The sequence below is a fragment of the Aeromicrobium sp. genome, from assembly GCF_049587115.1.
GTDB lineage: Bacteria > Actinomycetota > Actinomycetes > Propionibacteriales > Nocardioidaceae > Aeromicrobium.
This window is the reverse complement of record NZ_JBAVDI010000109.1, coordinates 1-26,550: the sequence shown is the minus strand read 5'-3', so window position 1 is coordinate 26,550 and position 26,550 is coordinate 1. Positions and strand designations below refer to the sequence as shown.

Sequence of the window (26,550 nt, the reverse complement as noted above, 5' to 3'; positions counted from 1 at the left end):
TCAGTCATATTTGGCCTCGACCCACCAGTGGCCACCCTCGACGATCATGAGGTAGGCGCTGCCGTCGACGCCGACGACCTGGAATCGGGCGATCCGACGGGCAGCGGCCTCATCCCACCACTGGTCGTCGACCGGCCACGGCCCAGCCCACGACGCGACGGGCTGCCAGCCCTGCTGGGCCGCAACCTGGAACCTGGCGGGCTCTCCCGTGACCAGACCGCGTCCGGTCACCCCGATCGACTGTCCCTCGGCACCGACGACCATCGCCTGCTGCGGATCGATGTAGACCGTGGCCGGAGCAGGCGGAGGCAGACTTCCCGGCCATGGCAGCTGAGTGGCCCGGGCGGCAACGGGACGCTCTCCCCACGGCGCGAGCAGTCGACGCTCTCCCGGACCACGACCGCCCTGGAGCGAGACCGAGACGACCGATTCGTGGCCCACGATGCTCTGAACCCGGGCCACCCCACGCTCGACCCGCTCGTCCGGGCCACCACCGAAGAGGCTGTCAGCGTGATCCCCCAAGGGCTCGGTGACCTCGGGAATCAGGCGCACGGCGTCGACCGGTGCAACGATCGCACCGTCGACCTGCAGCTGCCAGCGCACTCGGTCGATCAGGTCCGTGGCTCCGAACCAGCGCGGGTGCATCCAGCGCCGTGACGTAGCCAACGAACCGTCGGTGTCGACCTCGATCAGGACCGTCGTGCAGACCAACCCGTGACCGGCCAGATCGGTCACGAAGGCCTCGGCCGTCGTGCGCAGGCTGAACGCGATCGGCTCGACCAGATCCAGTGGGGGCTCCAGCAACAGGGTCGCCTCGAACTCCGGAGGTACTTGCCGGCGGCCGATCGGCTGGCCCTCGAGCCCACGAGCCATCCGGTGCAGCAGCGCCCCGTGAGTGCCGAACCGCGTGTGGACGTCGGCAGCGGGCAGGGCGGCGAAGTCACCCAGGGTCAGCAGTCCCATCCGGCGCAGCAGCCCGACCACTCCCTGACCCACAGGATCACCGAGCGCATCGATCGGGAGGTCGCTCAGGAACTGCGCCGAGCCGCCCACGGGAATCACGAGACTGTCCTGCGCCAGCGCACGCCGCGCTGCCTGCTCGGCCGCGAAGAGCCCGTCGGCGATACCGGCCCGGACGTCCCAGACACCGAGCCCCACGAGTCGTTCGGCGATGACGGCCGCCGCCTCGGACTCACCACCGTAGAACCGTGCCGGCACGTTGATCGCACAGAGTCCCGGGCGAAGGGGGGCAACCCCGGGACTGAGCTCCTCGATCGCGGTAAGCACGGCCTCGAAGGCCCGCGAGTCGGCATCGGCGTTGTGCTCGTGCAGCACCAGACCGGGGCACCGCGACTGGGCGTCACGTCGACGCATGCCCCGGCGCACACCTTCTGCCCGAGCCGCCTGCGAGCAGGCCAGCACCTGTCCCTTGTCGAGCACCGCAGCCGGAGTGGAGGCCGGCGCCTCGACCGCGACGATCGGCCAGTCCGGCGCCCACAGCACCATGGTCCGACCCATCTAGACCACACTTCGCAGCCGCGCCGGCTGACCCACGTCTGCGGGAGCCTCTGCCTCGACCCGGCGGATGGACTGAGTGGCATCAGGCAACCACATCCGGCCCGAGCGGGCCGGTGCGGTACCGCGGCGCACCTCGACCGTCACCCGGCGAGCCTGCAGGTGCCCGTACCCCCGGCCGACTCCGACCCACTCCGCGTCACGCATCGACACCGTGGCCTCGCAACGCGGCCAGTCGCCATACGCGATGAGGATCGCGCCTCGCTGGCGCAGGCGGGCGCCGATCCGGCTGACGTCCTTGGCCGAGACCTTGACCGGAGCGGCCAGCACGACCACTCCCAGCACGTCGATCAGTGCCGCGGTGACCTCGAGCCAGGCGTCCCCCGGAGCCGGTACCAGGATCGTGCGGCGCAGGTCGATCCCTGCGGCCGCGGCGGCCTCCACGCCCAGCTCTGCCGTGCCGACGACACCACACCATGCGCCATCGGCCGAGGGGCCGGCCATGAGGGCCATCGCCAGACTCGCGGAGTCGACGGCATAGCTTGCACCGGTCTGCAGCTGCAGCAACCCCTCGAAGGCCGGATGCGTCGCGACGGGCTGGGCCGCTGGTCGACCCTGCATCTGGTCGACGCGGGCGCGCAGCTCGGTCAGGGTCGGAGCGGCCGCGGAAGTCATTCCTCCATCTTCGAACATGTGTTCGAAGGAGTCAATCTGCCGGACGGGCTACTTTTCACCCCCGGAGGACCACGCCACGCTCAGCGTGGCGTGGTCCTGGACTAGCCCAGCTTGATCGCGCCGCCGGGGATCGCCTCGAGCAGCTTGCGGGTGTACTCCTCGCGCGGGCTGTCGAACACCTGCGAGACCGGCGCCGCCTCCACGATCTTGCCGTTCTGCATGACCAGCACGTCGTCGGCGATCTGCCGAACCACAGCCAGGTCGTGCGAGATGAACAGATAGCTCAGACCGAGCTCGGCCTGCAGATCGTTGAGCAGCTCGAGAATCTGCGCCTGCACCAGCACGTCGAGCGCCGAGACCGCCTCGTCACAGATCACGACCTCGGGGTCGAGCGCCAGCGCACGAGCGATTGCCACCCGCTGACGCTGACCGCCCGAGAGCTCCCCGGGATAGCGCGACATGACCGTGGTCGGTAGCGAGACCTTGTCGAGCAGCCCTCGGACCTTGGCCTCGCGCTCCTTGCTGGTCCCCACATCATGGGTGCGCAGAGGCTCCTCGATCGACTTGTAGATCGAGTACAGCGGATCCAACGAGGCGTACGGGTTCTGGAACACCGGCTGCATCTTGCGACGGAACTTGAGCCGATCCGCGTTGGTCTTCAGCTCGTGCAGATCCCGACCGTCGAACTCGATCTTGCCCGAGGTGGGCGGCAGCAGGTCCAGCACCATGCGGGCGACCGTCGACTTGCCCGAACCGGACTCTCCGACGATCGCCATCGTCGTGCCGCGCCGCACGCGGAACGAAATATCGTCCACCGCGGCGAAGTCGACCTTCTGCCACGGCCTGGCACCGCGCAGGGTGAAGACCTTCCTGAGGTTCTCCACCGAGATGATGTCCTCGCCCCCCTCGCCAAACTCCTGACTGCTGTGTGCCACCTCCTGCGCAACGCCCGCGGCGGCCTTCGCAGCCCGCTCCCTGACCTGGGCGCGTCCCTGGATCGAGGACAGGCGCTGCGAGGCCAGCGAAGGAGCGGAGGCCACGAGCCGCTTGGTGTACGGGTGCCGAGGATCCTGGAGAATCTCCAGCGCAGGTCCCGACTCCACGACCCGGCCGCGGTACATCACCACCAGGTGATCAGCCCGTTCGGCAGCCAGACCCAAATCGTGGGTGATCAGCATGACTGCCACCCCGAGCGTGTCGGTGAGACTGTCGAGGTGGTCCAGGATCTGCTTCTGCACCGTGACATCCAGCGCCGAAGTCGGCTCGTCGGCGATCAGGAGCTTGGGTCGAGCAGCCAGGCCCATCGCGATCAGCGCGCGCTGCCGCATGCCGCCGGAGAACTCGTGCGGGTACTGCCGAGCACGCCGTTCCGCGTCGGGCAGCCCGGCCTCCTCGAGCAGCTCGACGACCCGCTTGTCCGCGGCGGCGCCGGTCGCCACATCGTTGGCGACGAGCGCCTCCTTGATCTGCGAACCCACCCGCCACAGCGGGTTGAGGTTGGACATCGGGTCCTGCGGCACGAGGCCGATCGAGGAGCCGCGCAGAGCCAGGATCTGGCCCTTGCTCGCGTGGCTGATGTCCCGACCCTCGAAGTTGATGGATCCGCCGAGGATCTTGCCGGTTCCCGGCAGCAGGCCGATGACGGCGTGCGCGAGGGTCGACTTGCCCGAACCGGACTCGCCCACGATCGCGATCGTCTGACCGGGATAGATCGTCAGGCTCGCGCCGTCGACTGCAGTCAATGTCTCCTTGCCCGCACGAAAACCGACACTCAGGTCGTCGATGTGCAGCAGGGGCTGAGTGTCGTTCACTTCTTCCTCGCCTTCGGATCGAGGGCCTCGCGGACGGCCTCACCCAACAGGATGAAGCCCAGCACGGTGACGGCCAGCGCCGTCGCGGGGACGAACATCACGTTGAGGTGCTGCCCGGATCGAACCTGGTTCTGCGCATCGGAGAGATCGTTGCCCCACGACACGACGTTCTGCGGAAGGCCGAGACCCAGGAACGACAACGACGACTCCGCCACGATGAACACGCCGAGCGAGATGGTGGAGGCCACGATGACTGGAGCCAACGCGTTGGGGACGATGTGTCGGCCGAGGTTCTTGAGCTTCGAGGCGCCGATCGCAGTTGCGGCGTCGACGAACTCGAGATTCTTGATCTCCAGTACTGCGCCGCGCATCTGTCGGGTGATCTGGGGCCAGGCGAACAGCGCCAGCGCGAGCACGACGACCATGACGGCCGCCCAGAACCCTCGGTCGGGCCAGATGTTGTTGATCACCGAGATCACGACGATGCTGGCCAGCAGCAACGGGATCGAGAAGAAGATGTCGCTGAGACGGGAGATCAGGGAGTCGACGATTCCTCCGTAGAAGCCGGCGATCGCACCGGTGACCATGCCCAGGACAGCAGTCATGATCGTCGTGATCAGTCCGACGGCCACCGAGGCGCGAGCGCCATGGACCGTGCGAGCCCACACATCGGCGCCCTGCTGGGTGTAGCCGAACGGATGCCCGTTCCCGGCCGGCGCGAAGCTGTTGTCCAGCGACGCCTTGTTCGGGTCGGCGCTGGAGAACAGCGACGGAAAGAAGATCATGGTGGCGATCACCAGCAGGATCAACGTCGCCAACCAGAACAGGGGCGAGGTGCGAAGCCGCTTCCACGCCTCCTTCCACTGGTTCTCGGGTACGGCGTCGACATTGACAGCGTCAATCGCGCGGAGGGGCGTCTCGTCGATTGGAGCGACGAAGCGCTCCTGCCCCGGTCGTGTCTCAGACATAACGGATCCTCGGATCGAGAACGGCGTAGAGAAGGTCCACCAGCAGACTCATCAGCACATAGATCATCACCATGACGGTGACGATCGCGACGACCGTGGGGGTCTCGCCCTGAGCGATGGCCTTGTAGGCGGTGTTGCCCACGCCCGGGATGTTGAAGATGGTCTCGGTGATGATCGCCCCGGCCATGAGTGAGCCGAGGTTGATGCCGATGTACGTGACGACCGGCACGAGCGAGTTGCGCAGCACGTGGTTTCGCACGACCAACCGGTTGGTGAGTCCTTTGGCCCGCGCCGTGCGGACATGGTCGGCACTGAGGTTCTCGGCAACCGATGTACGGGTCAGCCGGATCGTGTAGGCGAAGTTGGCGATGGCCAGCACGATGGCGGGCAGGATCAGATCGGAGACCGTCCAGTCTCCACCGACGGTCGGCGAGGTCCAGCCGAGCTTGACGCCGACCACCAGCTGCATGACGAAGCCGACCACGAAGATCGGAACCGACAGCAGCAGCAGCGAGACCACCAGCACGCTGGAGTCGAACCAGCCGTTGCGACGCAGTCCGGCGAGCGTGCCCAGGCCGATGCCGAGGACTGCATCGAACAGCAACGCCATGACGGCGAGAGTCGCCGTGACGGGGAAGGTCTGCTTGATCAGGTTGATGACGGGCTGCCCGGAGAAGGTGTTGCCGAAGTCGAACGTGACGGCACCCTTGACGAAGTAGAACCACTGCGCGAAGAAGTTGTCGTCGAGGTGGTACTGCGCGGCGATCGCGTCCCTGACCTCCGGAGAGATCGGCTTGTTGCCTACCAGGTTGAGCACCGGATCACCCGGTCGGAAGAACAGCAAGAGATAGAGGATGAACGTCGCACCGAGGAACACGGGAATGGTCTGCAGCAATCGCTTGCCTACGTACCACCACACGATTGACCTCCTGAGGTCGTGGAAGCTGGGCCCACGCATCGTCGATCACGGTACTCCGTGGGGCCTGACACGCGGGGGCCGGATGACACCGGCCAGGAAAGGTATGGCGAGAGCAACGGAGGCGGCCCGGATCGGGCCGCCTCCGTCATCTCACGGTGTGCGAACTACTTGGTGAGCTTGTAGTAGTCCGGCTTCTGCTTCCAGTTGAACTCGAACCCCTTGACGTCCTTCGCCGCTACTGCTGTGGCGTTCTGGTACCACAGCGGGATCGCAGGCAGATCCTTCAACAGGATTGCCTGGGCCTCGCTGATGAGCTTGTAGCGATCCTCGCCTTGCGCGGCCGAGGCATCGCTGACGAGCTTGTCAAAGGCCTTGTTGCTGTAGTCACCATCGTTCGAACCCGCGCCAGTGGCGTAGATCGGACCGAGGTAGTTCAGCATCGACGGGTAGTCGGCCTGCCAGCCGGTACGGAACGGCGTCTTGATGGTGCGATCCGTGACCTGCTTGCGGAGCTCGTCGAAGGTCGGGTAGACCTTCGGCTCGGCGGAGATGCCCAGAACGTTCTTGATCTGGTTGGTCATCGCCTCGCTGAACTCCTTGTTGCCAGCGCCGTCGCTGTTGTACGCGAGCTGGAACTTGCCGTCCCACTTGCTGATCTTGTCGGCTTCGGCCCACTTGGCCTTGGCTTCGGACTCGTTGAACTTGAGCACCTCGTTGCCGGGCACGTCCTCGCTCCAGCCGTCAAGCACGGGAGAGGTGAAGTCCGACGCGGGAGTACGAGCGTTGTTGAAGATCTTCTCGGTGATCTGAGGACGGTTGATCGCCATCGAGATCGCCGCACGACGCAGCTCGCCCTCTTCGCCCTTGAAGTGCGGAAGGCGCTCGGGGATGGTGAAGGACGAGAAGCTCGATCCGGGCTCGTTGAACGCCTGGACTCCACTGTCCGACTCGAAGGTGGTCAGCGCGCTCGGCGGGATCTGATCCAGGACGTCGAGGTTGCCCGACTGGACATCGGTGTAGGCAGCATCGGTGCCACCGCCGGCGTAGAACTTGAAGACCAGTCCGCCGTTCTTCGCCTTGTGCGATCCGGTGTAGTCCGGGTTCGGCTCGAGCGCGATCTGCTTGTTGCGCTCCCAGCCCGTCTTCGTGAGCTGGTACGGGCCGTTGCCGATCGGGCGCTCACCGAACGCCTTGGTGATCTTGCCATCGGCGTCGTACGCCGACTTCGGCACCGGGTAGTAGGCGGAGTAACCAAGACGCAGGTTGAAGTCCGACTCGGGCGCCTTGAGGGTGATCGTGAACGTCTTGTCGTCGACGACCTTGAGTCCGGAGACGGTCTTGGCGCCACCGACCGTGTTGCCGACGTCGTCGGTGCCCTTGATCGGGTAGAAGAAGTAGTTGTTCAGCTGCTTGTTCGCCGGGTTGGCGCCATAGTTCCACGCGTCGACGAAGGAGTCAGCGGTGACGGGCGTTCCGTCGGTGAACTTCCAGTCCTTGAGCTTGGCGGTCCAGACGGTGCTGTCCTCGTTGGGCTCCAGGGACTCGGCGACCTCGTTGACGACCGAGCCGTCGGAGTTGTACGCGACAAGTCCGGAGAACATGTTGTCGAGCGGATCGCCGCCACCGACCTCGTTGGTCGCGGTCGGGATCAGCGGGTTCTGCGGGTTGGTGCCGTAGACCGAGATGACCGACGAGCTGCTACCGCTGCTGCTCTTGCTGTCGCTACCGCCACCGCAGGCTGCCAAGGTAAGGCTGCCGGCCGCGATCAACGCCACACCCGCGATACGGGTACGCCGAGAGAGTCGCATGCATTCCTCCTGTGATTGAGTCAGCGCGCTGTCGCGCGCCCCCTATGACTATCACTGGATCAGGTCACCGGACAGCGCTGGAAGGCTGCTTAATCAAAGTGTCACCAAAGTGAGCCGTCTCGCTCGTCGCCCGAACGTCAATAGCAAGATCGAGTGATCGTGGATGGTTCGCGATGACCAGCACTCCGGATCACTGCCTGGGATCGCAGCGAAGACAGGTCGGCCGGCCCCCTCGAGGGACCGGCCGACCTGAGGCAGAATCTCAGCCCTTGCGCTTCTTGATCTCCTCCGTGGCCTGCGGCAGCACGGCCTTGAGATCCCCGACGACGCCGAAGTCCACGAGCTCGAAGATCGGAGCCTCATCGTCCTTGTTGACCGCGATGATCGTCTTGGACGTCTGCATGCCGGCCCGGTGCTGGATGGCTCCGGAGATGCCGTTGGCCACGTAGAGCTGCGGCGAGACCGTCTTGCCGGTCTGACCCACCTGGAACGTGTGCGGGTACCAACCCGAGTCGACCGCGGCGCGCGAGGCACCGACGGCCGCACCAAGGCTGTCAGCGAACGCCTCGACCTCGGTGAAGTCTCCGCCCGTGCCGCGTCCACCGGAGACCACGATCGCGGCCTCGGTCAGCTCGGGGCGACCTGAAGCTTCCTTGGCCTTGCTCGAGGTGATCTTGGCGGTCTTGGCAGCGTCGGAGATGTCGCCCGTGACCGCCTCGACAGTACCTGCACCGGACGCGGCCTCCGGAGTGGTCGAGTTGGGCTTGACCGTGATGACCGGCGCGCCCTGGGTGGACTGCGCCTTCACGGTGAAGTTCCCAGCAAAGACCGACTGCGTCGTGGTGATGGTGTCACCATCGACCTGAACGTCGACCGCGTCGCCGATCCAGCCCGATTCGGTCTTCAGCGCCACTCGGGCGCTGATCTCCTTGCCCTCGGCACTGGCGCCCACCAGGACGGCCGCAGGGCTCTTGTCGGCGACCAGCTGTGCAAGCGCCTCGGCCTTGGGACCAACCAGGAAGTCGCTGTAGGCGGCGTCGTCGTAGGTGTAGATCTTCTCTGCCCCGTACTCCGCCAGCACGGCGTTGTCAGCAGATCCGAAGACCACTGCCGAGGGCTCACCGATGCGTCGGGCGATCGTGAGCAGCTCGAGCGAGGGCTTGGTGACCTTGCCGTCGGGGGCGTCGATCAGAACGAGTACTTCAGTCATGTGTCAGTGCCCTTCTCAGACGAACTTCTTGGCGGTGAGGAACTCGACGAGCTTGCTGCCGCCGTCTCCCTCATCCGTGACGATCTCGCCAGCGGTACGCGGCGGGCGGGGCTCGAATGACTCGACCTTGGTCCAGGCGTTGTCGAGGCCGACCGATCCGGCGTCGAGATCCAGATCGGACAGCGTCCATTCCTGGACGTCCTTCTTCTTGGCCGCCATGATGCCCTTGAAGGACGGGTAGCGGGCCTCTCCGGTCTGGTCGGTGACGCTGACCACGAGCTTGCCGCTGGCCTCGATGTCCTGCGTCGCCACGTCGCCGTCGCGGCGAATCTTGACGGTGTCGCCCTCGACCGTGATCTCGGAGGCGTAGGTGACCGCCGGAAGGCCGAGACGTTCGGCGACGAGCGTCGGAACGACTCCCAGTCCTGCATCCGTCGAGGCCATGCCGAAGAACACCATGTCGTAGTCAAGCTTCTTGATCGCCTCGGCGAGCACCAACGAGGTCGCGAACGCGTCCGAACCGTGGATGGCTTCGTCCTGAACGTGGACGCCGGCATGAGCGCCCATCTGCAGCGCCTTGCGAACGGCGTCGGACGCCTGCTCGGGACCGACCGTCAAGACCGTCACCTCGCCTTCGCCGGCCTCGACGACCTGGAGCGCCTGCTCGACTGCGTACTCGTCGAGCTCCGAGAGCAGGCCGTCGACACCAACGCGATCGACGGTGTTATCGGCGCTGAATGTCCGGTCCGCGGTGGCATCCGGTACGTACTTCACAGCGACAACGATTTTGGTCACGAGGACCCTCCTGTGATTCTGGGGCGCGGCGGCCGAACAGCCGTCACGTCAGTCTCTGGACTGTGCAAGAACCACCATCCCACGCCAAGCAGCGAGGAAATGACACGGTTCTTTGTCACTTGAATGTTACCTACAGGTAGCAATCCAAGCGACAGATCCAGGCATGGGGTAGGTCACACGACGTCAGGTCAGTCTTCAATCCTCGAGCGCAGGACGGACTGGGCGAACAGGCCGATCAGCAAATAGCCCATCGAGCCCAGGCCCCAGGCGACCAACGCCTCCTTGTCCGCGCCATTGGTGCCGGTGAACGTGAACACATCGCTCAGTGGTCCGACCAATGCGTCGCAGATCGAGGAGAGCAGGTCGTAGGCCGCGTTGCTCTCTCCGGCTCCGAGGGCGACCATCAGGGCTCCCACGGCGAGGATGACCGAGCAGATGAGTCCGATCGCGCCGACCGTCGCGGCCACCACGCCGATCGCTGCGCGTGTGCGGGGCGAAAGTGCTGCATCGCCGGACTCCGTCATGCCAGCAGACTTCTGCCGGCGACGCTCCGCGAAGGAGACCTTGGGCTCGCGTGGGGGCTCCACCATGCGATCGGCATCCTTCTGCGCACGCTTCGTGTCACGCTCACTGCGGACGAGTGCCTTGGCGTCAACGCGCTCCTGCCGAGCCACCGCTTTCGCCTCATCGCGCTCGCTGCGAGCCAGCGCCTTGGCGTCAGCGCGCTCCTGTCGGGCCACCGTCTTAGCCTCTTCACGCTCGCGGCGGGCCACCACTGCCGCTTCTGCGGCGGCCTCTTTGGCCCGGTCCTCGAGCTCACGCGCCTCACGACGCTCGCGCTCGGCCTCCACAGCGGCGTCCGCCTCGGCGCGCTCGGCCTTCTCGGCGGCTTCCGCCTCGGCGCGCTCGGCCTCCACAGCGGCGTCTCCTGTGATGGGCGGCTCGTGGCTGACGTGGGGGCCGAAGTGCGCCTCGCTGGCGTCCCTGATCTTCACCTCGTCGAGATCATCGGCACCGATCTCGTCGTCGGTGGGCGTAGCGATGGGTTCGGCATGCTGGATGGGCTCGACCGGCTCGAGGCCTCCGCTCTCAGGCTCAACATCGGCCCGGATCAGCTCGTGATCCTGCGGCTCTGCAGAACGGGGGTCGAACGTGGCCGCGGCCTTGGCCGCGACTGCGTCAGCCCGCGCCTGGTCCTTGGCTGCGGCGGCCTGCTCCTTGGCTTCACTTCGTTTGGCCCGGGCCCCCTGCCTGGCCGCGGTACTCGCCTGGGCTGCCGCGCGGCGAGCGAGCCGCGAGTCCTGACGCTTCTGTTGCTGGGCCTTCTTGGCCTCGAGCTTCACCTGCTTGGCATCGGCATCCTTGCGCTGCTGAGCCTTCTTCGCCTCGAGCTTCACCTGCTTGGCATCGGCGTCCTTGCGCTGCTGAGCCTTCTTCGCCTCGAGCTTCACCTGCTTGGCATCGGCTTTCTGCTGCCGCCGGGCTGACTTGGCCTCCTCGCGCTCGCGATGCGCGTCGGCCTTGTCGGCCGCCTGACCTACGCGGCGCTCGTCCACGTGGACCTCAGTCGCCCACGGGGCGGTCTCGACGAGCTCGGACGCCATGGTGAAATCGGCGGCTGCCGGATTGGCAGCACCGTCGTCCACTCCAGCGCCGACCGACGTGGCCGAGGTGGGCACGCCCTCGATCTCGAGCGCGTGATCTTGCTTGTGCACCGAGTGGCCATCGACCTTGGCCGAAGCCTTGGCGGCGGCCGTGCTCGCCCGCGTCTGGCTCCTGGTTGCAGCAGCCTGCTCCTTGACCTTGGTCCGCCTGGCCCGGGTGTCTTGCTTGGCCGCGGCTTTGTTCTGCGCCACCGCGCGGCGGGCGAGCCGAGAATCCTTCCGCTCCTGCCGCCGGACCGCCTTGCCCTGTTTCGCAATGGACCCGTCCCCCGGCTCGGCCTCCGGCTCCTGAACATCCTGCGCCTGCTTGTCGCCCGCTGCCTGTTCAGCGGCGAGTCGCTCGCGCTTGGCGGCCAGCCGTTCTGCGAACCGAGAGGACGGAGTCGGGGTCTGCTCCCCGGCGCGGTCTCCTCCGGGAAGCTGGCTGTCCCCCGGCGTCAGGCTCGAAGCCAACGCGGATCCAGAAGACGCTGTGTCGGCGCGGTGACGAACCTTCGCGGCCGCCGCCTGCTCGCGCGTCTGCCGGCGCTCACGTCTGGCTTGTTCCTTGGCTCCACGCTTGGCCTGCTTGACTTCAGCGTCATGCTGCCGTCTGGCGGCCTTCACCTCATCGCGCTCACGACGCGCGGTGGCTTTGGCGGTCGCCTGGCGCTCGCGACGTTCGTCGGTGCTGACCTCGGCCGCGGGCGAGGGTGCCGAAGTCTCCGCGAGCTCGGACGTCGCGGTCCCGTCCCGCAACTCTGAACGGGCACCATCGTCTACCTGCTTCGCGCCCGCGGGCACGACTGATTTGGGCGCCACCGCCTCGGCATCAAGGCCAGCAACGATGGACCCTGCGGTCAGGAAACTACTTGCGGCGGACGACTCTTTTTTTGATCTTGGGGGCGGCTGCCCCAGAGTCGTCATTCACCTCCTCGGGCGATTGATCCGCAGCTTCCTCGACGTCTGGTGCCTCGTCGACGTATTCGTCGACCAGGGGCGCAGATGACGTCAGCGGTGTCGATGCCGACGTGTGATTGGCCATCACGATGTGTTCCTGGGCGACCCGCTCGGCTTCGGCTTCCGCAGCAGCAACCCATTCCAGCGCGGTGCGCTCGGCCTCCTGCAGCTTTTCCTCGGCCGCTGAGCGTGCCGCAGCAACTGCTTGGCTGAGCCGCTCCTGGGCGTCCCGCTTCGACTGCACCGTGACTCGCTCGGCCTCGGCCTGGGCGGCAGCGATACGTTCGCGTGCGTCCTGCTGGGACCTGTCTGCGACTCGACGCGCCTCCTCCTGAGCCTGCTCGATCCGCTCGGCTGCATCCTTCTCGGCCTGGGCGACCTTTCGCTCGGCGTCCAGACGTGCTGCCTCGACGTCAGCAGCGAGCTTGCGCTCGGCCTCCTCGCGCGCCTCGCTTGCCACGCGAGCGGCTTCGTTGGCCTCTGCGGCGACGCGCTCGGCCTCGGCCTGGGCAGCGCGGATCTTGTCGGCAGCCATGCGCTCGGCGTCAGCCAGCTTGGCTGCCGCCTCGGCGCGCTCGGCCTCGGCCTCCCGGGCCAGCTTGTCGGCCTCTTCGTTGGCACGGTCGACCAGCGCCTTGGCTTCGTCGCGCTCGCGCGCCAGCTCCGCAGCATCGTCTTCGTGACGTTGCAGCGCCTCCGCAGCCAGACGATCGGCCTGGACCTTGGCCGCGACGAGCTTCTCCTCGGCGGCACGCTCCGCATCGGACACTCGCACAGCGATCGCCACTCGCTCAGCGGCGGTCTCCTGTGCATACTTCTCGGCTTCGGCCTTGGCCGCTGCGACGTGGCTGCGGGCGGTCTCCTCGGCCTCTCGAATCGTCTGCTCAGCCTGCGCCTTGACCTCCACCAGTCGAATGTCGGCTTCTTCGCGCTCCCGATTGAGCTGGGCGAGTGCGGCCTCCCGATCGGCAGCGGCCTGCGTCGCAACCTTTTCTGCCTCGGCCTGCGCCGCGGCGACATGCCCTGCGGAAGTCTGCTCGGCCTCGGCAACGATCCGCTCGGACTGCGCCTTGACGTCCACCAGACGGGCGTCGGCGGCTTCGCGCTCCTTGGCGAGCTGACTGAGCGCTGCCTCGCGATCCTCGGCAGCCTGCTCCGCGACCTTCTCAGCTTCGGCCCGTGCGGCCTCGACGCGACGCTGCGCGTCCTGCTCGGCGGCCGCAAGGCGGCGCTGGGCGGCCTCCTCGGCGGCCTTCTCCGACTCGGCCAATCGCCGCTCAGCGGTGGCCTTCGCCTGCGCCTCGGCCTCGTCGGCAAGGCGGAGCGCCTCGGTGTTGGCCTGCTCGATTCGCAGCTGGGCCTGACGTTCGGCCTCGGCCTTGGCCGCGGCGACGCGTTCGTCGGCTGCCTTCTGCAGCTCGGCGATCTTGGCGGCAGCTGCCTTGCGTTCACGCTCGATGTCCGCGGTGACCCGATCGGCTTCTTGCTGCGCCGCATTGACACGCTCTGCGGCAGCCTGCTCGGCGGCCTTGAGCCTCGCATTGGCGATCTCGCGCTGGGCGGCCTCGTCGGATTGCAGGCGCGCCGACACCTCGGCTCGCTCCCGAGCGGCCTCCTCCATGAGCCGAGCGGCCTCGGCGCGGGCGGCCGCGACACGCTGCTGGGCAGCGGCGCTCGCTGCCGCAAGCTTTTCAGCGAAAGTGACCGGGACGGTGTCAGCCGTCGGCGGCGTCGGCGTGGAATCGTCGGCCGGCTCGCGCTGCTCCACCGGCTCGACCTTCTCCGCCCGCTCGGGCTCGGGCTGCGCCGGCTCGGGCTCGGGCTCGGGCTCGGGCTCGGACTTCAGGTCGGACTGCGCGTCCTGTACGCGTTCTGGCTCGCTCTGCTGCTGGGCAGCCGGCTCCTGCTCGGGCTGCGCCTGCTCGACCGGCTCGGACTCTGCGGGACTCTCCGAACGTTCGTCGTCCGGTTGGGCCTGCTCCGCTTCGCGGGCAGGCTCCTCGACCCGCAGGTCATTCTCGATCGTTTCGATGACTGGTTCCTCGACGACCACCGGCTGAGGCTCTGCGGCGATCTCAGGCTGGGGGCTTGGCACCGCCTGCTCGGAGAACTCAGCCGCCGTGGGCGCGCTGCCCAGCCGCGAGAACGGCGAGGGGCTGCGGGGGTGGTCGCCATCTGCGACAGGATCATTGAACGAGAGGCGGGTGGCATCGGGCTCGACCGGCTGCGCCTCCGCTACCGCCGGAGACTCGCTGACAGCCGGGAAGGTCTGGGTAGATTCTTGCTCATCGTGCGCTGGGTCCGGCGTGGTGGAGACGGCTTCGCGGGCGGCGTCGAGCTTCTCCGCAAGTGACTTGTCGGCGGGAGTGTCGCTGGCCGGGGAATCGTCGCGGCGCGCGGCATGACGCCGGGTTGCAGCAGACGCCTTGGCGGTGGCGCGCTCGACCCGACGCTTTTCAGCCGCGGCCTGACGGGCCGCACGTGCCGCGGCGCGGCGAGCGCGCGGGTTGTCCTCGTCGCGCCCTTCTGAATCCCGGCTCTCCTTGGCCTCCTCGACCTCGATACCTGCGGCAGCCTGCGACAGCACATCACCCTGAGGAGTGCGGCGCGCGCCGTCCTCGGACTTCGCAGCGGCGACTGAAGATGACCTGCGAGCTGCGGCCTCTTCGCTCTCGAGCATGTCAGCGGCAACCTGCAACGGGTCGGCCCGCCGACGATCGACCGGCTGGTTGGATTCTGAGTCGGTCATGACTCCCTTTCATCTACACCGCTGATGGCACGTCGTGGTCAGTATGCCCCATGCGTCACGTGTGTCACGTACGTTTCGTTCGTCCGCTGCGGGCCGCAACATTCAGGAGCGGTGAGGGCAGCCGCCACGAATGGCTCAACGATCGGGACCGCAGGAAAGTCATGCTGCGCTCGCGGGACCCTCGCACGGTGGCCCGCGGCAACAAGCCATCGACCAACCCGGCATGATGTAGTCCTACTCATGAGTATCGAGGAGGACCGGTGCGGATCGCGCTGCTGTCGTACCGGAGCAAGGCGCACTGTGGTGGCCAAGGGGTCTACGTGCGCCATCTCAGCCGGGGTCTCGCCGAGCTCGGCCACGAGGTCGAGGTCTTCTCGGGCCAGCCCTATCCGGAAGATATCGATCCACGGGTGAAGCTCACCTGCGTCCCGAGCCTCGATTTGTTTCGGGATCCGGACCCTTTCCGGACACCACGCCTGCGGGAGTTTCACAGCGCGACCGACGTGCTGGAGTATGTGCTCACGAAGACCGGATGCTTTGCTGAACCATTCACCTTCAGCCTGCGGGCAGCCCGCCTGCTGCGGGAGCGCGCCGACGAATTCGACGTCGTCCACGACAACCAGAGCCTGGGCTACGGATTGCTGAGCATCGTACGGCGGGGCATGCCACTGGTTGCGACGGTTCACCACCCCATCAGCCGAGATCGCGCCGTCGACCTGGCTGCCGCTCCCCTATGTCGCAGGCTTTCAGTCCGTCGCTGGTACTCGTTCGTGCCGATGCAGGCCAGGGTGGCCCGTCGCATCCCGATCGTGCTGGCAGTCGCCGGCGCATCTGCCGCAGACTCCGTCGAAGACTTCGACCTCGATCCGTCCCAGATGCGCATCGTTCCCCTCGGTGTCGACACCGACCTGTTCGCGCCGTCCGACTCGCGCGTCCCGGGGCGGATCGTCGCGGTGGCGAGCGCGGACCGCCCCCTCAAGGGTGTCGTTCATCTACTCGAAGCGGTCGCCAAGATGCGCACCGAGCGCGCGGTCGAGCTTCATCTGGTCTCCAATCTCGAGCCCGGGGGCGCGACCGAGCGGAAGATCACCGAGCTCGGCATCGGTGACGCGGTACATGTCGTCAACGGCATCAGCGATCAACACCTCGCCGCGTTGCTCGCGTCCGCCGAGGTCATGTGCGTTCCCTCGCTGTACGAGGGCTTCTCGCTGCCGACAGTCGAGGCGATGTCGTGCGGGACCCCGGTCGTCGCGAGCCGCGCCGGAGCGCTGCCGGAAGTCGTCGGCGACTGCGCCGTGCTGGTCGAGCCCGGCGATTCCGAAGCCCTTGCTGCGGCCGTCAAACAACTGCTGGACTCACCCGACGAGCGTGCCCGGCTCGCCGCCGCAGGGCGGTCCCGGGCAGTCGAACGCTACAGCTGGACCTCGGTCGCGCGTGCGACCGTCGAGGCCTACACCGAGGCCATTGCCGCAGCCCGCGGCCGAACGAGCAGGAGCCTTCATGCTGACCGTTGACTTCGACCGCCTCCGTGTTGGACGCGGCACCCGCTTCATCGACGTCGGTGCCGGAGGCGGACGTCACTCCTTTGAGGCACTGAGGCGCGGTGCGCTGGTGACGGCGTACGACATGGACGAGGTCGAGCTCAAGGGGGTCGACCAGATGTTCGGCGCACTCGCCCTGGAGGGCGAGGTCCCGTCCGGTGGAGCTGGCGAGGTGCAGGTCGGCGACATCCTTGACATGCCGTACGCCGACGGCAGCTTCGACGTCGTCCTCGCTTCGGAGATCCTTGAGCACGTACCGCAGGACGACCGGGCGATCGACGAGCTCGTGCGCATCCTGGCCCCCGGCGGCATCTTGGCTGTGACGGTTCCGCGCTGGTTGCCGGAGCGGATCTGCTGGGCCCTCTCCGACGAGTACCACGCCAACGAAGGCGGGCACATCCGCATCTTCAAGGCCGACGAGCTGGAGGCAAAGATCGTCGCGACCGGCATGACCTGCACCCACAAGCATCATGCGCACGCCCTGCACTCGCCATTCTGGTGGCTCAAGTGCGCCGTCGGGGTCGAGCGCGAACAGCACCCCTTGGTGCGGACGTACCACCGGATGCTCGTGTGGGACATGATGCAGGCGCCGACTGCAACCCGGCTCGCCGAGCGCGCACTCAACCCCGTCATCGGCAAGAGTGTCGCCCTCTACTTCCGAAAGCCGCTCTGACCGTGGCCGCCGTTCCTTCTGTCCCCGGCGTGCTGACCGAGAGTCAGGTGCGGCAGACCGCCGCGTCGATCGTGGCCACGCAGCTTCCCTCGGGCGCGATCCCCTGGTTCACCGGCGGTCACACTGATCCGTGGGACCACGTGCAGGCAGCGATGTCCTTGAGCGCGGCCGACCGATGCGATGCGGCCGTACTCGCGTATGAATGGCTGCGTGACGTGCAACGGCCGGACGGTTCGTGGGCGATCCGGTACGTCGGCGACGTCGTGGAAGACCCGCACACCGACTCGAACTTCTGCGCGTACATCGCAACCGGTGTGTGGCATCACTGGCAGGCCACCGCCGACCGCTCGTTCGTCGAGCGCCTGTTTCCCACCGTCGCGCGCGCGATCGATCTCGTGCTCGAGATGCAGCGGCCCGACGGAGCGATCGTCTGGGCTCGCACCGAATCGGGTCCGGAGGCGGAGGCCCTGGTGACCGGCAACGCGAGTATTCACCTCAGTCTGCGCTGTGCCATCGGCCTGGCCGATCTGCTCGGCGACTCGCGACCGGACTGGGAGCTGTCGGCCGCACGGCTGCGGCATGCACTCGACGAGCACCCCGAGCTTTTCGACCCCAAGCCGACGCACTCGATGGACTGGTACTACCCGCTGCTCGGCGGCGCCCTGACCCCCGAGCGTGCGGCGCAGCGGATCGACGAGCGCTGGGACGACTTCGTCGTCGCCGGGTTGGGCGCCCGCTGCGTCTCCACCAACCCGTGGGTCACCGGTGGCGAGACCTGTGAGCTCGCCCTGGCGCTGGACGCGTTGGGACGCACGGATCAGGCCCGAGCGCAGCTCGCCGCGATGCAGCATCTGCGCGAGAATGACGGCTCCTACTGGACTGGACTGGTCTACGACATCGAGACCCGTTGGCCCGATGAGCGGACCACGTGGACGGCGGCGACGGTCATCCTTGCTGCCGATGCCATTTCCCGAACCACCCCCGCCAACGGCGTGTTCCGAGGCAGCGGTCTTCCGCTGTGCGACTGGAAGGTGAGTGAAGCATGCCCCTGCCCGAGTCCGTGGTGACAGAGTTTCCCGAGCGTCTCACGCAGCTGGCGGAGTCGACCAAGGGATTCATGCCGCCTGACGAAGGCCTGGCGCTCCATGCCGCCGCATCGCATTACCTACGTTCTGGCGGGGTCGCCGTCGAGATCGGTACCTACTGCGGCAAATCGACGATCTACCTGGGTCACGCAGCACAGGCGACCGGATCGACCGTCGTCACGATCGACCACCACCGCGGATCCGAGGAGCACCAAGTCGGCTGGGAGTACCACGACGCTTCGCTCGTCGACCCGGAGTCCGGTCGCTTCGACACGCTCCCGACTCTGCGGCGCGTGCTCGCCGAGGCCGATCTCGAGGAAGTCGTCGTGCCGATGATCGGCCGTTCCGTCGCCGTGTCGCGCTGGTGGCGCACCCCGGTGGACCTGGTGTTCGTCGACGGCGGGCACACCGAGGAGGCAGCTCAGCTGGACTTCCGCGGCTGGGCACCATGGGTCCGCCTGGGTGGCGCGCTGGTGATCCACGACGTCTTCCCCGATCCCAACGACGGAGGACAGGCGCCGTACCGGATCTATCGCGAGGCGATTGACAGCGGAGACTTCGTGGAGGTGTCGGTCACCGGCTCGATGCGGGTCCTGACTCGGGTCGAGCTCTCCCCCGACTCCCGCTGAGCTGCGTCGCGCCGATGCTCTTCAACGGTCGATCGGGAATGGGATGCAGCGGGACCAGCGCCGAGCCCCGGACTCGTCCGAGCTAGCGTGAGCCGCATGTCGAGCATGGTGCTGCGCAACGTCCGCGTGGTCGGGATCAGCGGTCCAGCTCCGACAGGCCTGCGCGATGTCGTGATCGAGCAGGGTGTCGTGACCGCGGTCGGCCCATCCGACCTCCGCACGTTCGCGTCGGTCGAGGTGCAGGCAGACGGCCGCTGGCTCATACCAGGGCTGTGGGACCAACACGTCCACCTCGGTCAGTGGGCACAGGCAGCGCAACGGGTCGACTTCTCGATGACGCGCTCTCCCGAGGACGTCACTCGGTTGGTTGCCGAACGACTGGACATGCATCCGGGTGAGGCTTTGATCGGCTTCGGGCACCGGGCGGGCGAATGGACCCGCGAGGCAACGGTCGCCGAGCTCGACGTCGTGGCAGGAGGTGTGCCGGTGGTTCTGGTCAGCGGAGATGCCCACCACGGCTGGCTGAGCTCCGCGGCACTGAGCATGCTCGGCATTCCTCCACGCAGCACGGTGCTGCAGGAGCACGAGTGGTTCCCGGTCTACGAGCGAGTCGCGCACGTCTTCGGCGAGCCGGATGCGGCTGCATATCGGCACGTCCTCGAGCGGGCCGCACGACGGGGAGTTGTCGGGCTGGTGGATTTCGAGCTGGCCGACAACATCCGAGCGTGGCCCCAACGTTGGAACACCGCCGGGTTGCTCCGCCTCCGCGCTGCTTTCTACCCCGGCCATCTCGACGATGTCATCGCACTCGGCCTGCGCACGGGTGACCCGCTTCCGGGATGCGACGCGCGCGCCACCGTTGGCCCGCTCAAGATCATCTCGGACGGTTCGCTCAACACCCGCAGCGCATGGTGCTGTTCGCCGTACGCCGACGGTGATCGGCTCGATCACCCCGCGGGCTACTCCAACTACTCCGCCGAGGAGCTCGTCGACCTCATGCGCCGCGCCCGTGACGCCGGCATCGAGGTCGCGACCCACGCCATCGGTGACGCCGCCGTGCATCAAGCCGTCCGCGCCTATGCCGATACCGGTGCCCGCGGGTCCATCGAGCACGTACAGCTCGCGCTCTGGGAGGACATCGCCGCCATGGCCTCGCTCGACCTGCGGGCCAGCGTCCAACCGTCACACCTGATCGATGACCATCCGATCATCGACAGCCTGTGGCCTGAACGGGGCGATCGGTGCTTCGCACTGCGCGAGATGCTCGACGCGGGCGTGACTATGGCGCTCGGCTCGGACGCCCCTGTGTCGCCGCTGGATCCGTGGAGCACGATTGCTGCGGCGGTCGACCGTGCTGCCGTCGGATCGTCACCGTGGCACCCTGAACAGGCTTTGACGCCCCGCGAGGCCCTGGCCGCATCGGTCGACGGTCAACCGACGGTTGCTCCCGGATCGCCCGCCGACCTGGTCCTGCTCGATACCGACCCCCTGGCTGCTGGCAGCCCGCTGGCGACGATGCCGGTGGCGGCCACCTATGTGGGCGGCAACGAGGCGTTCTCCAACCTGTGAGGACCGGCTGCAGCTGTCACAGCATCAACCCGTGATCGGTCCACATCTCGGCGTGCAAGCCACCTCAGACGACACGCCCGGACGGCGACTTCGTCCGGGCCGGATCGGTCTGCGGGATGGCGCCGAGCACGTCGTCGATGGCGGCGAGCACGTCGTCGTCCAACGTGAGGCCCGCTGCAGCGGCATTGGACTCGACCTGCTCGGGGCGCGACGCCCCCACGATCGCGCCAGCCACGTTGTCGTTGGACAGGACCCACGCGATGGCCAGCTGAGCCATCGTCACGCCCATGCCATCGGCGATCGGCTGGAGCCCCTGCACGGCCGTCAGCACCTCATCGTCAAGGAAGTGCTTGATGTTGTCGGCGCCACCCTTCTCGTCGGTCGCACGGCTTCCAGCCGGGAGCTCGGCTCCCGGCTTGTACTTGCCGGTCAGCACCCCCTGCGCGATGGGCGACCAGACGATCTGCGAGATGCCCAGCTCACGGGAGGCCGGGACGACCTGTCCCTCGATGACCCGCCACAGCATCGAGTACTGCGGCTGGTTCGAGATCAGCTGAATGCCCAGGTCCCGAGCCAGAGCGTGGCCGGCACGGATCTGGTCGGCGGTCCACTCGCTGACCCCGATGTAGAGCGCCTTGCCGTGGCGGACGACATCGGCGAATGCCTGCATCGTCTCCTCGAGCGGAGTCTCGTGGTCGTATCGGTGCGCTTGGTAGAGATCGACGTAATCGGTGCCGAGCCGCTCCAGCGATCCGTCGATCGACTCCATGATGTGCTTGCGCGACAGGCCCGTGTCGTTGGGTCCGCCGGGCCCGGTCGGCCAGTAGACCTTCGTGAAGATCTCGATCGACGCCCGCCGCTGGTCCTTCAGCGCCTCGCCAAGCACCGACTCGGCCTTGGTGTTGGCGTAGACGTCAGCGGTGTCGAAGGTGGTGATACCAGCGTCCAGAGCCGCCCGCACGCAGGCCAGCGCAGCGTCGTTCTCCACCTGCGAGCCGTGGGTCAGCCAATTGCCGTAGATGATCTCGCTGATCTTGAGCCCGCTGTTGCCGAGGAATCTGAAGTCCATGATTCGAGCCTAGCGGCGGCACCCCACACCGCGACCTGGCAGCCACCGGCTGCTGGCCGCCAAGCCGATCGGACCGGCTCAGCTCCCCGAGAACGTCGCCTTCCCGGGACCGTTCTCGATGAACGAAGCCATGCCTGCGGCCTGGTCGGCTGTCGCGAACAACGCCGCGAACTCGGCACGTTCGATCTCGAGGCCGGTCTGGAGATCTACCTCCAGACCCCGATCCACCGCGGCCTTTGCCGCACGCAGTGCCAGCGCAGGGCCACCGACGAACTGCGCGGCCCACTCGGTCGCCTTGTCGTACACCTCGTCCGCAGGGTGCAGCTGGTCGACCAGACCAATCGCCAATGCCTCCTGCGCGTCGATGAAACGCCCCGTGAAGACCAGTTCCTTGGCGCGAGCCGGGCCCACGAGTCGGGCCAGGCGTTGCGTGCCGCCTGCCCCGGGAATGATGCCGAGCAGGATCTCGGGCTGCCCCAGCTTCGCGTTGTCCGCGGCGAAACGGACGTCGGTCGCGAGCGCGACCTCGCAGCCACCTCCCAGAGCGAATCCCGTGATGGCCGAGACCGTGGGCTTGCCGATCGCAGCCAGGGCCCGGGTGAAGGTCTGCAGGGTGTGCGCGTGGCGCGCCATCTCCTGGTAGGTCATGGCCGACATCTCCTTGATGTCGGCGCCGGCGGCGAACACCCGGTCGCCTCCGAACACGACCACCGCGGCGATGTCGTCTCTGCGGTCCGCCTCCGCGCTGACCTCGGTGATCTCGTGCTGCATCTGCGCGTCGAGCGCGTTCATCTTGGGTCGATCGAGTCGAATCGTGCCGACCCCGTCCTTGACCTCGAGTCGAACGAGCTCACCCATCGTGGCCTCCAGCCGCATCACCGGCGGTTGGTCCGCCGTCCGCATGAGCATAGATCAGCGCGTCGGTTCGGCCTCGTCGGCGTGGCGAGACGGTGACGCGGCATCCTGGGCTCCGCGCGGTCCACCAGATGCGGCGCCGATCGTGGACCGCTAGGGTCGTCGGACTGTCCCCCACGAAAGGTTGTGCCATGTACTTCGGTGGATCCATTGTCCTGCTCGCCCTCGGCGCGATCCTGTCCTTCGCGGTCCAAGACTCCATCAACGGAGTCGATCTGGTTGCGGTCGGCTACATCCTGATGGCTGCTGGAGCGCTCGGCATCCTGCTCAGTCTGGTGCTCAACGGCCAGCGCGCCGAGGGTCGCCGGGACGAGCGCGGTCGGGACGACCTCCCCCCGCGCTGATCTCAGTCACACCAGATGAGTGGTGCTGCGGGCGGGCGTCAGCCCGCCCCTGGCGCCACTCATCTGGCAGAACCATCACCGCGTGGCTGCGGGTCAGACGACCTTGCCGGCCAGCACGCTGTACGTGAAGAACATGACGCCGAGCACCAGTCCGACATGCCCCAGGATTGACAGTGACGGGCCACCGGCCCAGTCGTCCTCGACCGATTCCGCCGCATGCCGTCCTCCGCCGGGCAGCCAACGGGCGAGAATGAGCACGCCGATCAGCGCCTCACCCCACCACAGGATCAACGCCAGGACACCCAGCACGCCTCCCGGCGAGATCAGGTAGGTGATCCACACGGCGAGCGCCAAGACGCCCAGCACGGTGTGCATGTTGAGCACCGTCGCAGGTATCTGAGCGTTGCCGGGTTGCCCGGCGTCGGTGGACAGCCTCATCCGGGTCAGCAGCACGACGACTCCGGCCAGCGCGGTCAGCATCCACAGCACGTTCTCGATCTCCACGCTCGCATCGTGGCACACGACGGGTTCGGCCGACAGCGCTGCGGAGCTGCCAACTGCACCGATGCCGCGTGACGCGGGTTCCTCCCGGTCGTTGATCAGCGCATGCACTGGTTGTCACGAGTCCTCCTTGCCGCCGTGTCCACGGCCGCCCTGGTCGCCGCCGCGACCCCCGCTCAAGCACGGGCTCCCGAGCCCGGCAGCCTCGAGTACACCCTGCGCGACAGCGCGAACATGACGGACGCGTACGGCCGGACCGCAGGACAGCTGTCCAATCCTGCCTACCTCCCAGCCCTGGTCCAGGAGAGCAACGCGGTCATCATGGCCCAGCTGCTGGCCCAGGCCGCCAGTCCGCTCCGCCCTGCCCTCACCCCCGCCATGGCCGTGCCGGGCTGGAACGTCGGCAACCCACTGCGCGCCGGGTGGAACGGCACGCGTGGGGTCATCACACCGGTTGCATTCACCAACCGCCATGGCGCGCTGCTGCGCGGAGATGTCTTCACCCCGAAGCCAGGAGCCACGGATCCGTACACCGGCAAGTCGCTCAAGGGGCCGTTCCCCGGCGTCGTGATCACTCCCGGCTCCGTCCAGGGATCGGGGCGCATGTACTGGTGGCTGGCCCAGGACCTGGCCGAACGCGGCTACGTCGTGCTGGTCTACGACGTTCAGGGCCAAGGGACCAGCGAGACGCTCCCGCATGACAGCGGCCAGGCCTTTCCATTCTGCAATCCGTTGTCGCCCGCACAACCGACCGAGCAGACCGGGTGTCCCGGCGTGACGTCGCAGCAGCCGGCCAACTTCATCAAGGGCACCGAGGACGCGACCGACTTCTTCTTCTCGACGCCCTCGCAGCCCTACCCCAACCCCGGATCCGATGGTGCACAGGTCGATGCCCACAACCCACAGTGGAAGCAGTTCGACCGCAGCTCCGACCCCCGCGCGGTGACCCGGGGCCGGACGACTCGCTTCGCGATCATTGGGCACTCACTCGGCGCTGCTGCTGTCTCGAAGGTCCAGGGCACGGATGACCGAGTGGCCGCGGTCGTCGCCCTCGACAAGCTGCAGGGTGGCGGATTCGAGACCGCAGGGCTCGACGTCGGTGCGACCAGGCCCGTTGTTCCAGCTCTGGGCATCCAGTCCGAGTACGGCTTCACCGTGACCCCGTCCAGCCTGTCCGCCGGATCCTCCTTGTTCCCCGCCCCGGGCAACCCGGATCCCATGCGCGAGCGCAATACCGGGTTCGAAGCCTGGCGCAGTGCAGGCGTCGACACCATGCTCGTGGTCCCCCGGGCGTCGACCCACCTGGAATACACCGACATCCCGTTGGTTCTCCCAGCCAGCAGATACGGCCAGGACCTCGCCAGCGTCTACACACAGCGCTGGCTGGAGCGCTACCTCAAGCACGAGGACGTACCGGCCCGACCGACGACCGACCCCCTGCTGGCGACGTCGCTGCCCTACCTCGAGCCTGTCGGCAACGGTCTGTGGAAGTCAGTCACACTCCAGCGGGCCAGCGCACTGAGCTTCTACTACTGTTCGGCAGTCGCCATCACGGATCGCAGTGGCTCATCCCTGCACAGCGATGGGGACATCGCCGGCGTGGGCGGTTGCGCACCGTAAGCAAGGCGTGTCCACGAAATCGCAACGGCGGTCGGTCACTCTCGCAGCCGGGTGACGATCGGTCGAGCCGGCGCGGGGACTCGTCGGTAGCCTGAACGTGTGAACGAGACTCTTCGCGACGACGACCTCGCACTCGAGCCGACCTCGGGCTCCGAGGAGTTCACCGGCTTCTCGATCGTGCTCGCAGGAGAACGCATCGGTACGGTCGCACTGCGCCAAGAGGAGCGGCGCACGGTGTCGATCCGCTGGAACACCGGTGCAGACAACGTCGCAGTCGCGGTTCGAGCACTCCGTCTCGCGCTCGCGCACGCCTTCGGTGAGCTCGGCATGACCCGGGTCGAAGCGCGGATCCCGGTTGATCGGACCAGCGACGTGCGTACGGCATCGATCGCGGGCATGCGGCGCGAAGGCACCGTTCGCGGCGCGGGGACCGAGCCGGACCGAGCGCTGCTGGCGCGGATCGCGGACGACCCCGAGCCGTACAGCCGCGACGGCTTCATCGCGATCCTCAACGCCGGGCTCCCGACCAAGCGAGTCATCAGCCAGGGACTGCTGCGCGACGAGCAGGGTCGGGTGCTGCTGTGCGAGCTCACGTACAAGAACGAGTGGGATCTGCCGGGTGGCGTCATCGAGGTCGGCGAGGCGCCGGCGGTAGGCCTGGTTCGCGAGCTCCACGAGGAGCTCGGCATCACGGTCGAGGTCCGTGACCTGATCACGGTCAACTGGTTGCCGGCCTGGCGGAGCTGGGACGATGCCTGCATCTTCCTGTTCGATCTCGGTGTCGTCGACTCCACGATCACCGCGGGCATGACGCTGCAGCCCACGGAGATCAAGGCCGTCCACTGGTGCGATCCCGAAACCATCCGAGCGAATGCCGCCGCTGCCGCGATCGAGCTGCTCGAGGCCATCGACGCCGGCGCGATGCCTTCCTACCGCGAGGCCCCCAAGGCAGCCGAGTAGACATCGTCGCCAGACATGACGAAAGCCCCGGAGCACGCTCCGGGGCTCTCGCCGATGATCTAGATCAGAGGGGACGGCAGGCCATCCCCGGCTCTTGCGAGCTTGTTCAGATCAGAGGGGACGGATGTTCGTCGCCTGCAGGCCCTTCTGGCCCTGCTCGACGTCAAACTCGACCTTCTGGTTCTCATCCAGCGAGCGGTAGCCGCTGGACGCGATGGCGCTGAAGTGCGCAAAGACGTCTTCGCTGCCGTCGTCGGGGGCGATGAATCCAAAGCCCTTGTCAGCGTTGAACCACTTGACGGTTCCTGTAGCCATAATATTTCTCCTCTTGGCGAGTTGTCACCCACGACTTTCGCGAGTGACTGTCGCGACACACATCCAACCTGCGAGAAGAACTAGCTACCTTTTACGGAACACTTGATCATTCGTAGAGCCCAACGTCGTGCAACAGCAACCATCGTAGCGGGTCCGGACCGAATCTGGTGGATCACTCCGAGTCGGCGCTGACGACGCCGCCGTACTGGCCCAGCGCGCGGGGCTTTCCGTTGCCACCCGGGATGTACATGAGGACTTGGTGGTAGTAGCGAAGCT

General features: G+C 67.1%; 22 protein-coding genes. 8 read left to right on the top strand and 14 right to left on the bottom strand.

The genetic code is table 11. The features are described 5' to 3' along the window. From WB461_RS10160 to WB461_RS10115, 10 genes are all read right to left on the bottom strand, one after another. Window positions 1-1,518 (bottom strand): DNA polymerase Y family protein, encoded by a 1,518-nt coding sequence (locus WB461_RS10160; protein WP_423852615.1) that lies wholly within the window; start codon window positions 1,516-1,518, stop codon window positions 1-3. Next, the gene (locus WB461_RS10155) at window positions 1,519-2,190 is read right to left on the bottom strand and encodes a hypothetical protein (RefSeq protein ID WP_423852614.1); all 672 of its coding nucleotides are present in this window, start codon (window positions 2,188-2,190) and stop codon (window positions 1,519-1,521) included. Between the two features lie 101 nt (window positions 2,191-2,291). Then, window positions 2,292-4,001, bottom strand: a complete 1,710-nt coding sequence (locus WB461_RS10150; protein WP_423852613.1) for a dipeptide ABC transporter ATP-binding protein — start codon at window positions 3,999-4,001, stop codon at window positions 2,292-2,294. Then, entirely contained in the window at window positions 3,998-4,969 is a 972-nt protein-coding gene (locus tag WB461_RS10145; RefSeq protein ID WP_423852612.1) for an ABC transporter permease, read from the bottom strand. The genes WB461_RS10150 and WB461_RS10145 overlap by 4 nt, the downstream gene beginning before the upstream one ends. Further along, the gene (locus WB461_RS10140; protein ID WP_423852611.1) at window positions 4,962-5,888 is read right to left on the bottom strand and encodes an ABC transporter permease; all 927 of its coding nucleotides are present in this window, start codon (window positions 5,886-5,888) and stop codon (window positions 4,962-4,964) included. Before WB461_RS10140 ends, WB461_RS10145 begins: the two co-directional genes overlap by 8 nt. Before the next feature lie 164 nt (window positions 5,889-6,052). Continuing rightward, entirely contained in the window at window positions 6,053-7,696 is a 1,644-nt protein-coding gene (locus WB461_RS10135; RefSeq protein ID WP_423852610.1) for a peptide ABC transporter substrate-binding protein, read from the bottom strand. Between the two features lie 262 nt (window positions 7,697-7,958). Beyond that, window positions 7,959-8,906, bottom strand: a complete 948-nt coding sequence (locus WB461_RS10130; protein ID WP_423852609.1) for an electron transfer flavoprotein subunit alpha/FixB family protein — start codon at window positions 8,904-8,906, stop codon at window positions 7,959-7,961. A 15-nt stretch (window positions 8,907-8,921) separates the two neighbouring features. After that, entirely contained in the window at window positions 8,922-9,701 is a 780-nt protein-coding gene (locus WB461_RS10125; RefSeq protein WP_423852608.1) for an electron transfer flavoprotein subunit beta/FixA family protein, read from the bottom strand. 188 nt (window positions 9,702-9,889) lie between these two features. Next, a complete protein-coding gene (locus tag WB461_RS10120; protein ID WP_423852607.1) occupies window positions 9,890-12,271 on the bottom strand; it encodes a hypothetical protein in 2,382 nt (793 codons plus the stop codon). Beyond that, the gene (locus tag WB461_RS10115) at window positions 12,213-15,053 is read right to left on the bottom strand and encodes a hypothetical protein (protein WP_423852606.1); all 2,841 of its coding nucleotides are present in this window, start codon (window positions 15,051-15,053) and stop codon (window positions 12,213-12,215) included. The genes WB461_RS10120 and WB461_RS10115 overlap by 59 nt, the downstream gene beginning before the upstream one ends. Before the next feature lie 260 nt (window positions 15,054-15,313). On the opposite strand from WB461_RS10115, the gene WB461_RS10110 reads away from it, so the two are divergent. The 5 genes from WB461_RS10110 to WB461_RS10090 all read left to right on the top strand — a co-directional run bounded on the left by WB461_RS10110 (window position 15,314) and on the right by WB461_RS10090 (window position 20,550). Further along, a complete protein-coding gene (locus tag WB461_RS10110) occupies window positions 15,314-16,567 on the top strand; it encodes a glycosyltransferase family 4 protein (protein ID WP_423852605.1) in 1,254 nt (417 codons plus the stop codon). Then, window positions 16,554-17,267, top strand: coding sequence for a class I SAM-dependent methyltransferase (locus WB461_RS10105; protein ID WP_423852604.1), 714 nt, complete (start codon window positions 16,554-16,556; stop codon window positions 17,265-17,267). Before WB461_RS10110 ends, WB461_RS10105 begins: the two co-directional genes overlap by 14 nt. Window positions 17,268-17,269: 2 nt before the next feature. Beyond that, window positions 17,270-18,334 (top strand): prenyltransferase, encoded by a 1,065-nt coding sequence (locus WB461_RS10100; protein ID WP_423852603.1) that lies wholly within the window; start codon window positions 17,270-17,272, stop codon window positions 18,332-18,334. Then, on the top strand, window positions 18,310-18,981 hold the full coding sequence (locus WB461_RS10095; protein WP_423852602.1) for a class I SAM-dependent methyltransferase: 672 nt from the start codon (window positions 18,310-18,312) through the stop codon (window positions 18,979-18,981). Before WB461_RS10100 ends, WB461_RS10095 begins: the two co-directional genes overlap by 25 nt. Window positions 18,982-19,077: 96 nt before the next feature. After that, window positions 19,078-20,550 (top strand): amidohydrolase, encoded by a 1,473-nt coding sequence (locus tag WB461_RS10090; protein WP_423852601.1) that lies wholly within the window; start codon window positions 19,078-19,080, stop codon window positions 20,548-20,550. A 64-nt stretch (window positions 20,551-20,614) separates the two neighbouring features. Here WB461_RS10090 and WB461_RS10085 read toward each other — a convergent pair whose 3' ends face one another. Then, entirely contained in the window at window positions 20,615-21,619 is a 1,005-nt protein-coding gene (locus WB461_RS10085; protein ID WP_423852600.1) for an aldo/keto reductase family protein, read from the bottom strand. Window positions 21,620-21,697: 78 nt separating this feature from the next. Beyond that, window positions 21,698-22,477 (bottom strand): enoyl-CoA hydratase/isomerase family protein, encoded by a 780-nt coding sequence (locus tag WB461_RS10080; protein ID WP_423852634.1) that lies wholly within the window; start codon window positions 22,475-22,477, stop codon window positions 21,698-21,700. Window positions 22,478-22,665: 188 nt separating this feature from the next. On the opposite strand from WB461_RS10080, the gene WB461_RS10075 reads away from it, so the two are divergent. Continuing rightward, on the top strand, window positions 22,666-22,878 hold the full coding sequence (locus tag WB461_RS10075; RefSeq protein WP_423852599.1) for a DUF6458 family protein: 213 nt from the start codon (window positions 22,666-22,668) through the stop codon (window positions 22,876-22,878). Window positions 22,879-22,971: 93 nt separating this feature from the next. Here the strand turns inward: WB461_RS10075 and WB461_RS10070 are convergent, their stop codons facing one another. Then, complete coding sequence (locus WB461_RS10070) at window positions 22,972-23,382, bottom strand: hypothetical protein (protein ID WP_423852598.1); 411 nt, start codon at window positions 23,380-23,382, stop codon at window positions 22,972-22,974. Between the two features lie 102 nt (window positions 23,383-23,484). Between WB461_RS10070 and WB461_RS10065 the strand changes: the two genes are divergently transcribed. Next, window positions 23,485-24,999, top strand: a complete 1,515-nt coding sequence (locus WB461_RS10065; RefSeq protein ID WP_423852597.1) for an alpha/beta hydrolase — start codon at window positions 23,485-23,487, stop codon at window positions 24,997-24,999. 99 nt (window positions 25,000-25,098) lie between these two features. Further along, on the top strand, window positions 25,099-25,959 hold the full coding sequence (locus WB461_RS10060) for an NUDIX hydrolase (RefSeq protein ID WP_423852596.1): 861 nt from the start codon (window positions 25,099-25,101) through the stop codon (window positions 25,957-25,959). 111 nt (window positions 25,960-26,070) lie between these two features. Here WB461_RS10060 and cspE read toward each other — a convergent pair whose 3' ends face one another. Continuing rightward, on the bottom strand, window positions 26,071-26,274 hold the full coding sequence (gene cspE, locus WB461_RS10055; RefSeq protein WP_056605450.1) for a transcription antiterminator/RNA stability regulator CspE: 204 nt from the start codon (window positions 26,272-26,274) through the stop codon (window positions 26,071-26,073). Window positions 26,275-26,550: the final 276 nt, after the last annotated feature.

Excerpts from the sequence above, each read along its gene's own strand:
- WB461_RS10160 (WP_423852615.1), bottom strand. The coding sequence starts at position 1,518 with ATGGGTCGGACCATGGTGCTGTGGGCGCCGGACTGGCCGATCGTCGCG.
- WB461_RS10155 (WP_423852614.1), bottom strand. The coding sequence starts at position 2,190 with ATGACTTCCGCGGCCGCTCCGACCCTGACCGAGCTGCGCGCCCGCGTC.
- WB461_RS10145 (WP_423852612.1), bottom strand. The coding sequence starts at position 4,969 with ATGTCTGAGACACGACCGGGGCAGGAGCGCTTCGTCGCTCCAATCGAC.
- WB461_RS10135 (WP_423852610.1), bottom strand. The coding sequence starts at position 7,696 with ATGCGACTCTCTCGGCGTACCCGTATCGCGGGTGTGGCGTTGATCGCG.
- WB461_RS10130 (WP_423852609.1), bottom strand. The coding sequence starts at position 8,906 with ATGACTGAAGTACTCGTTCTGATCGACGCCCCCGACGGCAAGGTCACC.
- WB461_RS10120 (WP_423852607.1), bottom strand. The coding sequence starts at position 12,271 with ATGACGACTCTGGGGCAGCCGCCCCCAAGATCAAAAAAAGAGTCGTCC.
- WB461_RS10115 (WP_423852606.1), bottom strand. The coding sequence starts at position 15,053 with ATGACCGACTCAGAATCCAACCAGCCGGTCGATCGTCGGCGGGCCGAC.
- WB461_RS10105 (WP_423852604.1), top strand. The coding sequence starts at position 16,554 with ATGCTGACCGTTGACTTCGACCGCCTCCGTGTTGGACGCGGCACCCGC.
- WB461_RS10095 (WP_423852602.1), top strand. The coding sequence starts at position 18,310 with ATGCCCCTGCCCGAGTCCGTGGTGACAGAGTTTCCCGAGCGTCTCACG.
- WB461_RS10090 (WP_423852601.1), top strand. The coding sequence starts at position 19,078 with ATGTCGAGCATGGTGCTGCGCAACGTCCGCGTGGTCGGGATCAGCGGT.
- WB461_RS10085 (WP_423852600.1), bottom strand. The coding sequence starts at position 21,619 with ATGGACTTCAGATTCCTCGGCAACAGCGGGCTCAAGATCAGCGAGATC.
- WB461_RS10080 (WP_423852634.1), bottom strand. The coding sequence starts at position 22,477 with ATGGGTGAGCTCGTTCGACTCGAGGTCAAGGACGGGGTCGGCACGATT.
- WB461_RS10075 (WP_423852599.1), top strand. The coding sequence starts at position 22,666 with ATGTACTTCGGTGGATCCATTGTCCTGCTCGCCCTCGGCGCGATCCTG.
- WB461_RS10065 (WP_423852597.1), top strand. The coding sequence starts at position 23,485 with ATGCACTGGTTGTCACGAGTCCTCCTTGCCGCCGTGTCCACGGCCGCC.
- cspE (WP_056605450.1), bottom strand. The coding sequence starts at position 26,274 with ATGGCTACAGGAACCGTCAAGTGGTTCAACGCTGACAAGGGCTTTGGA.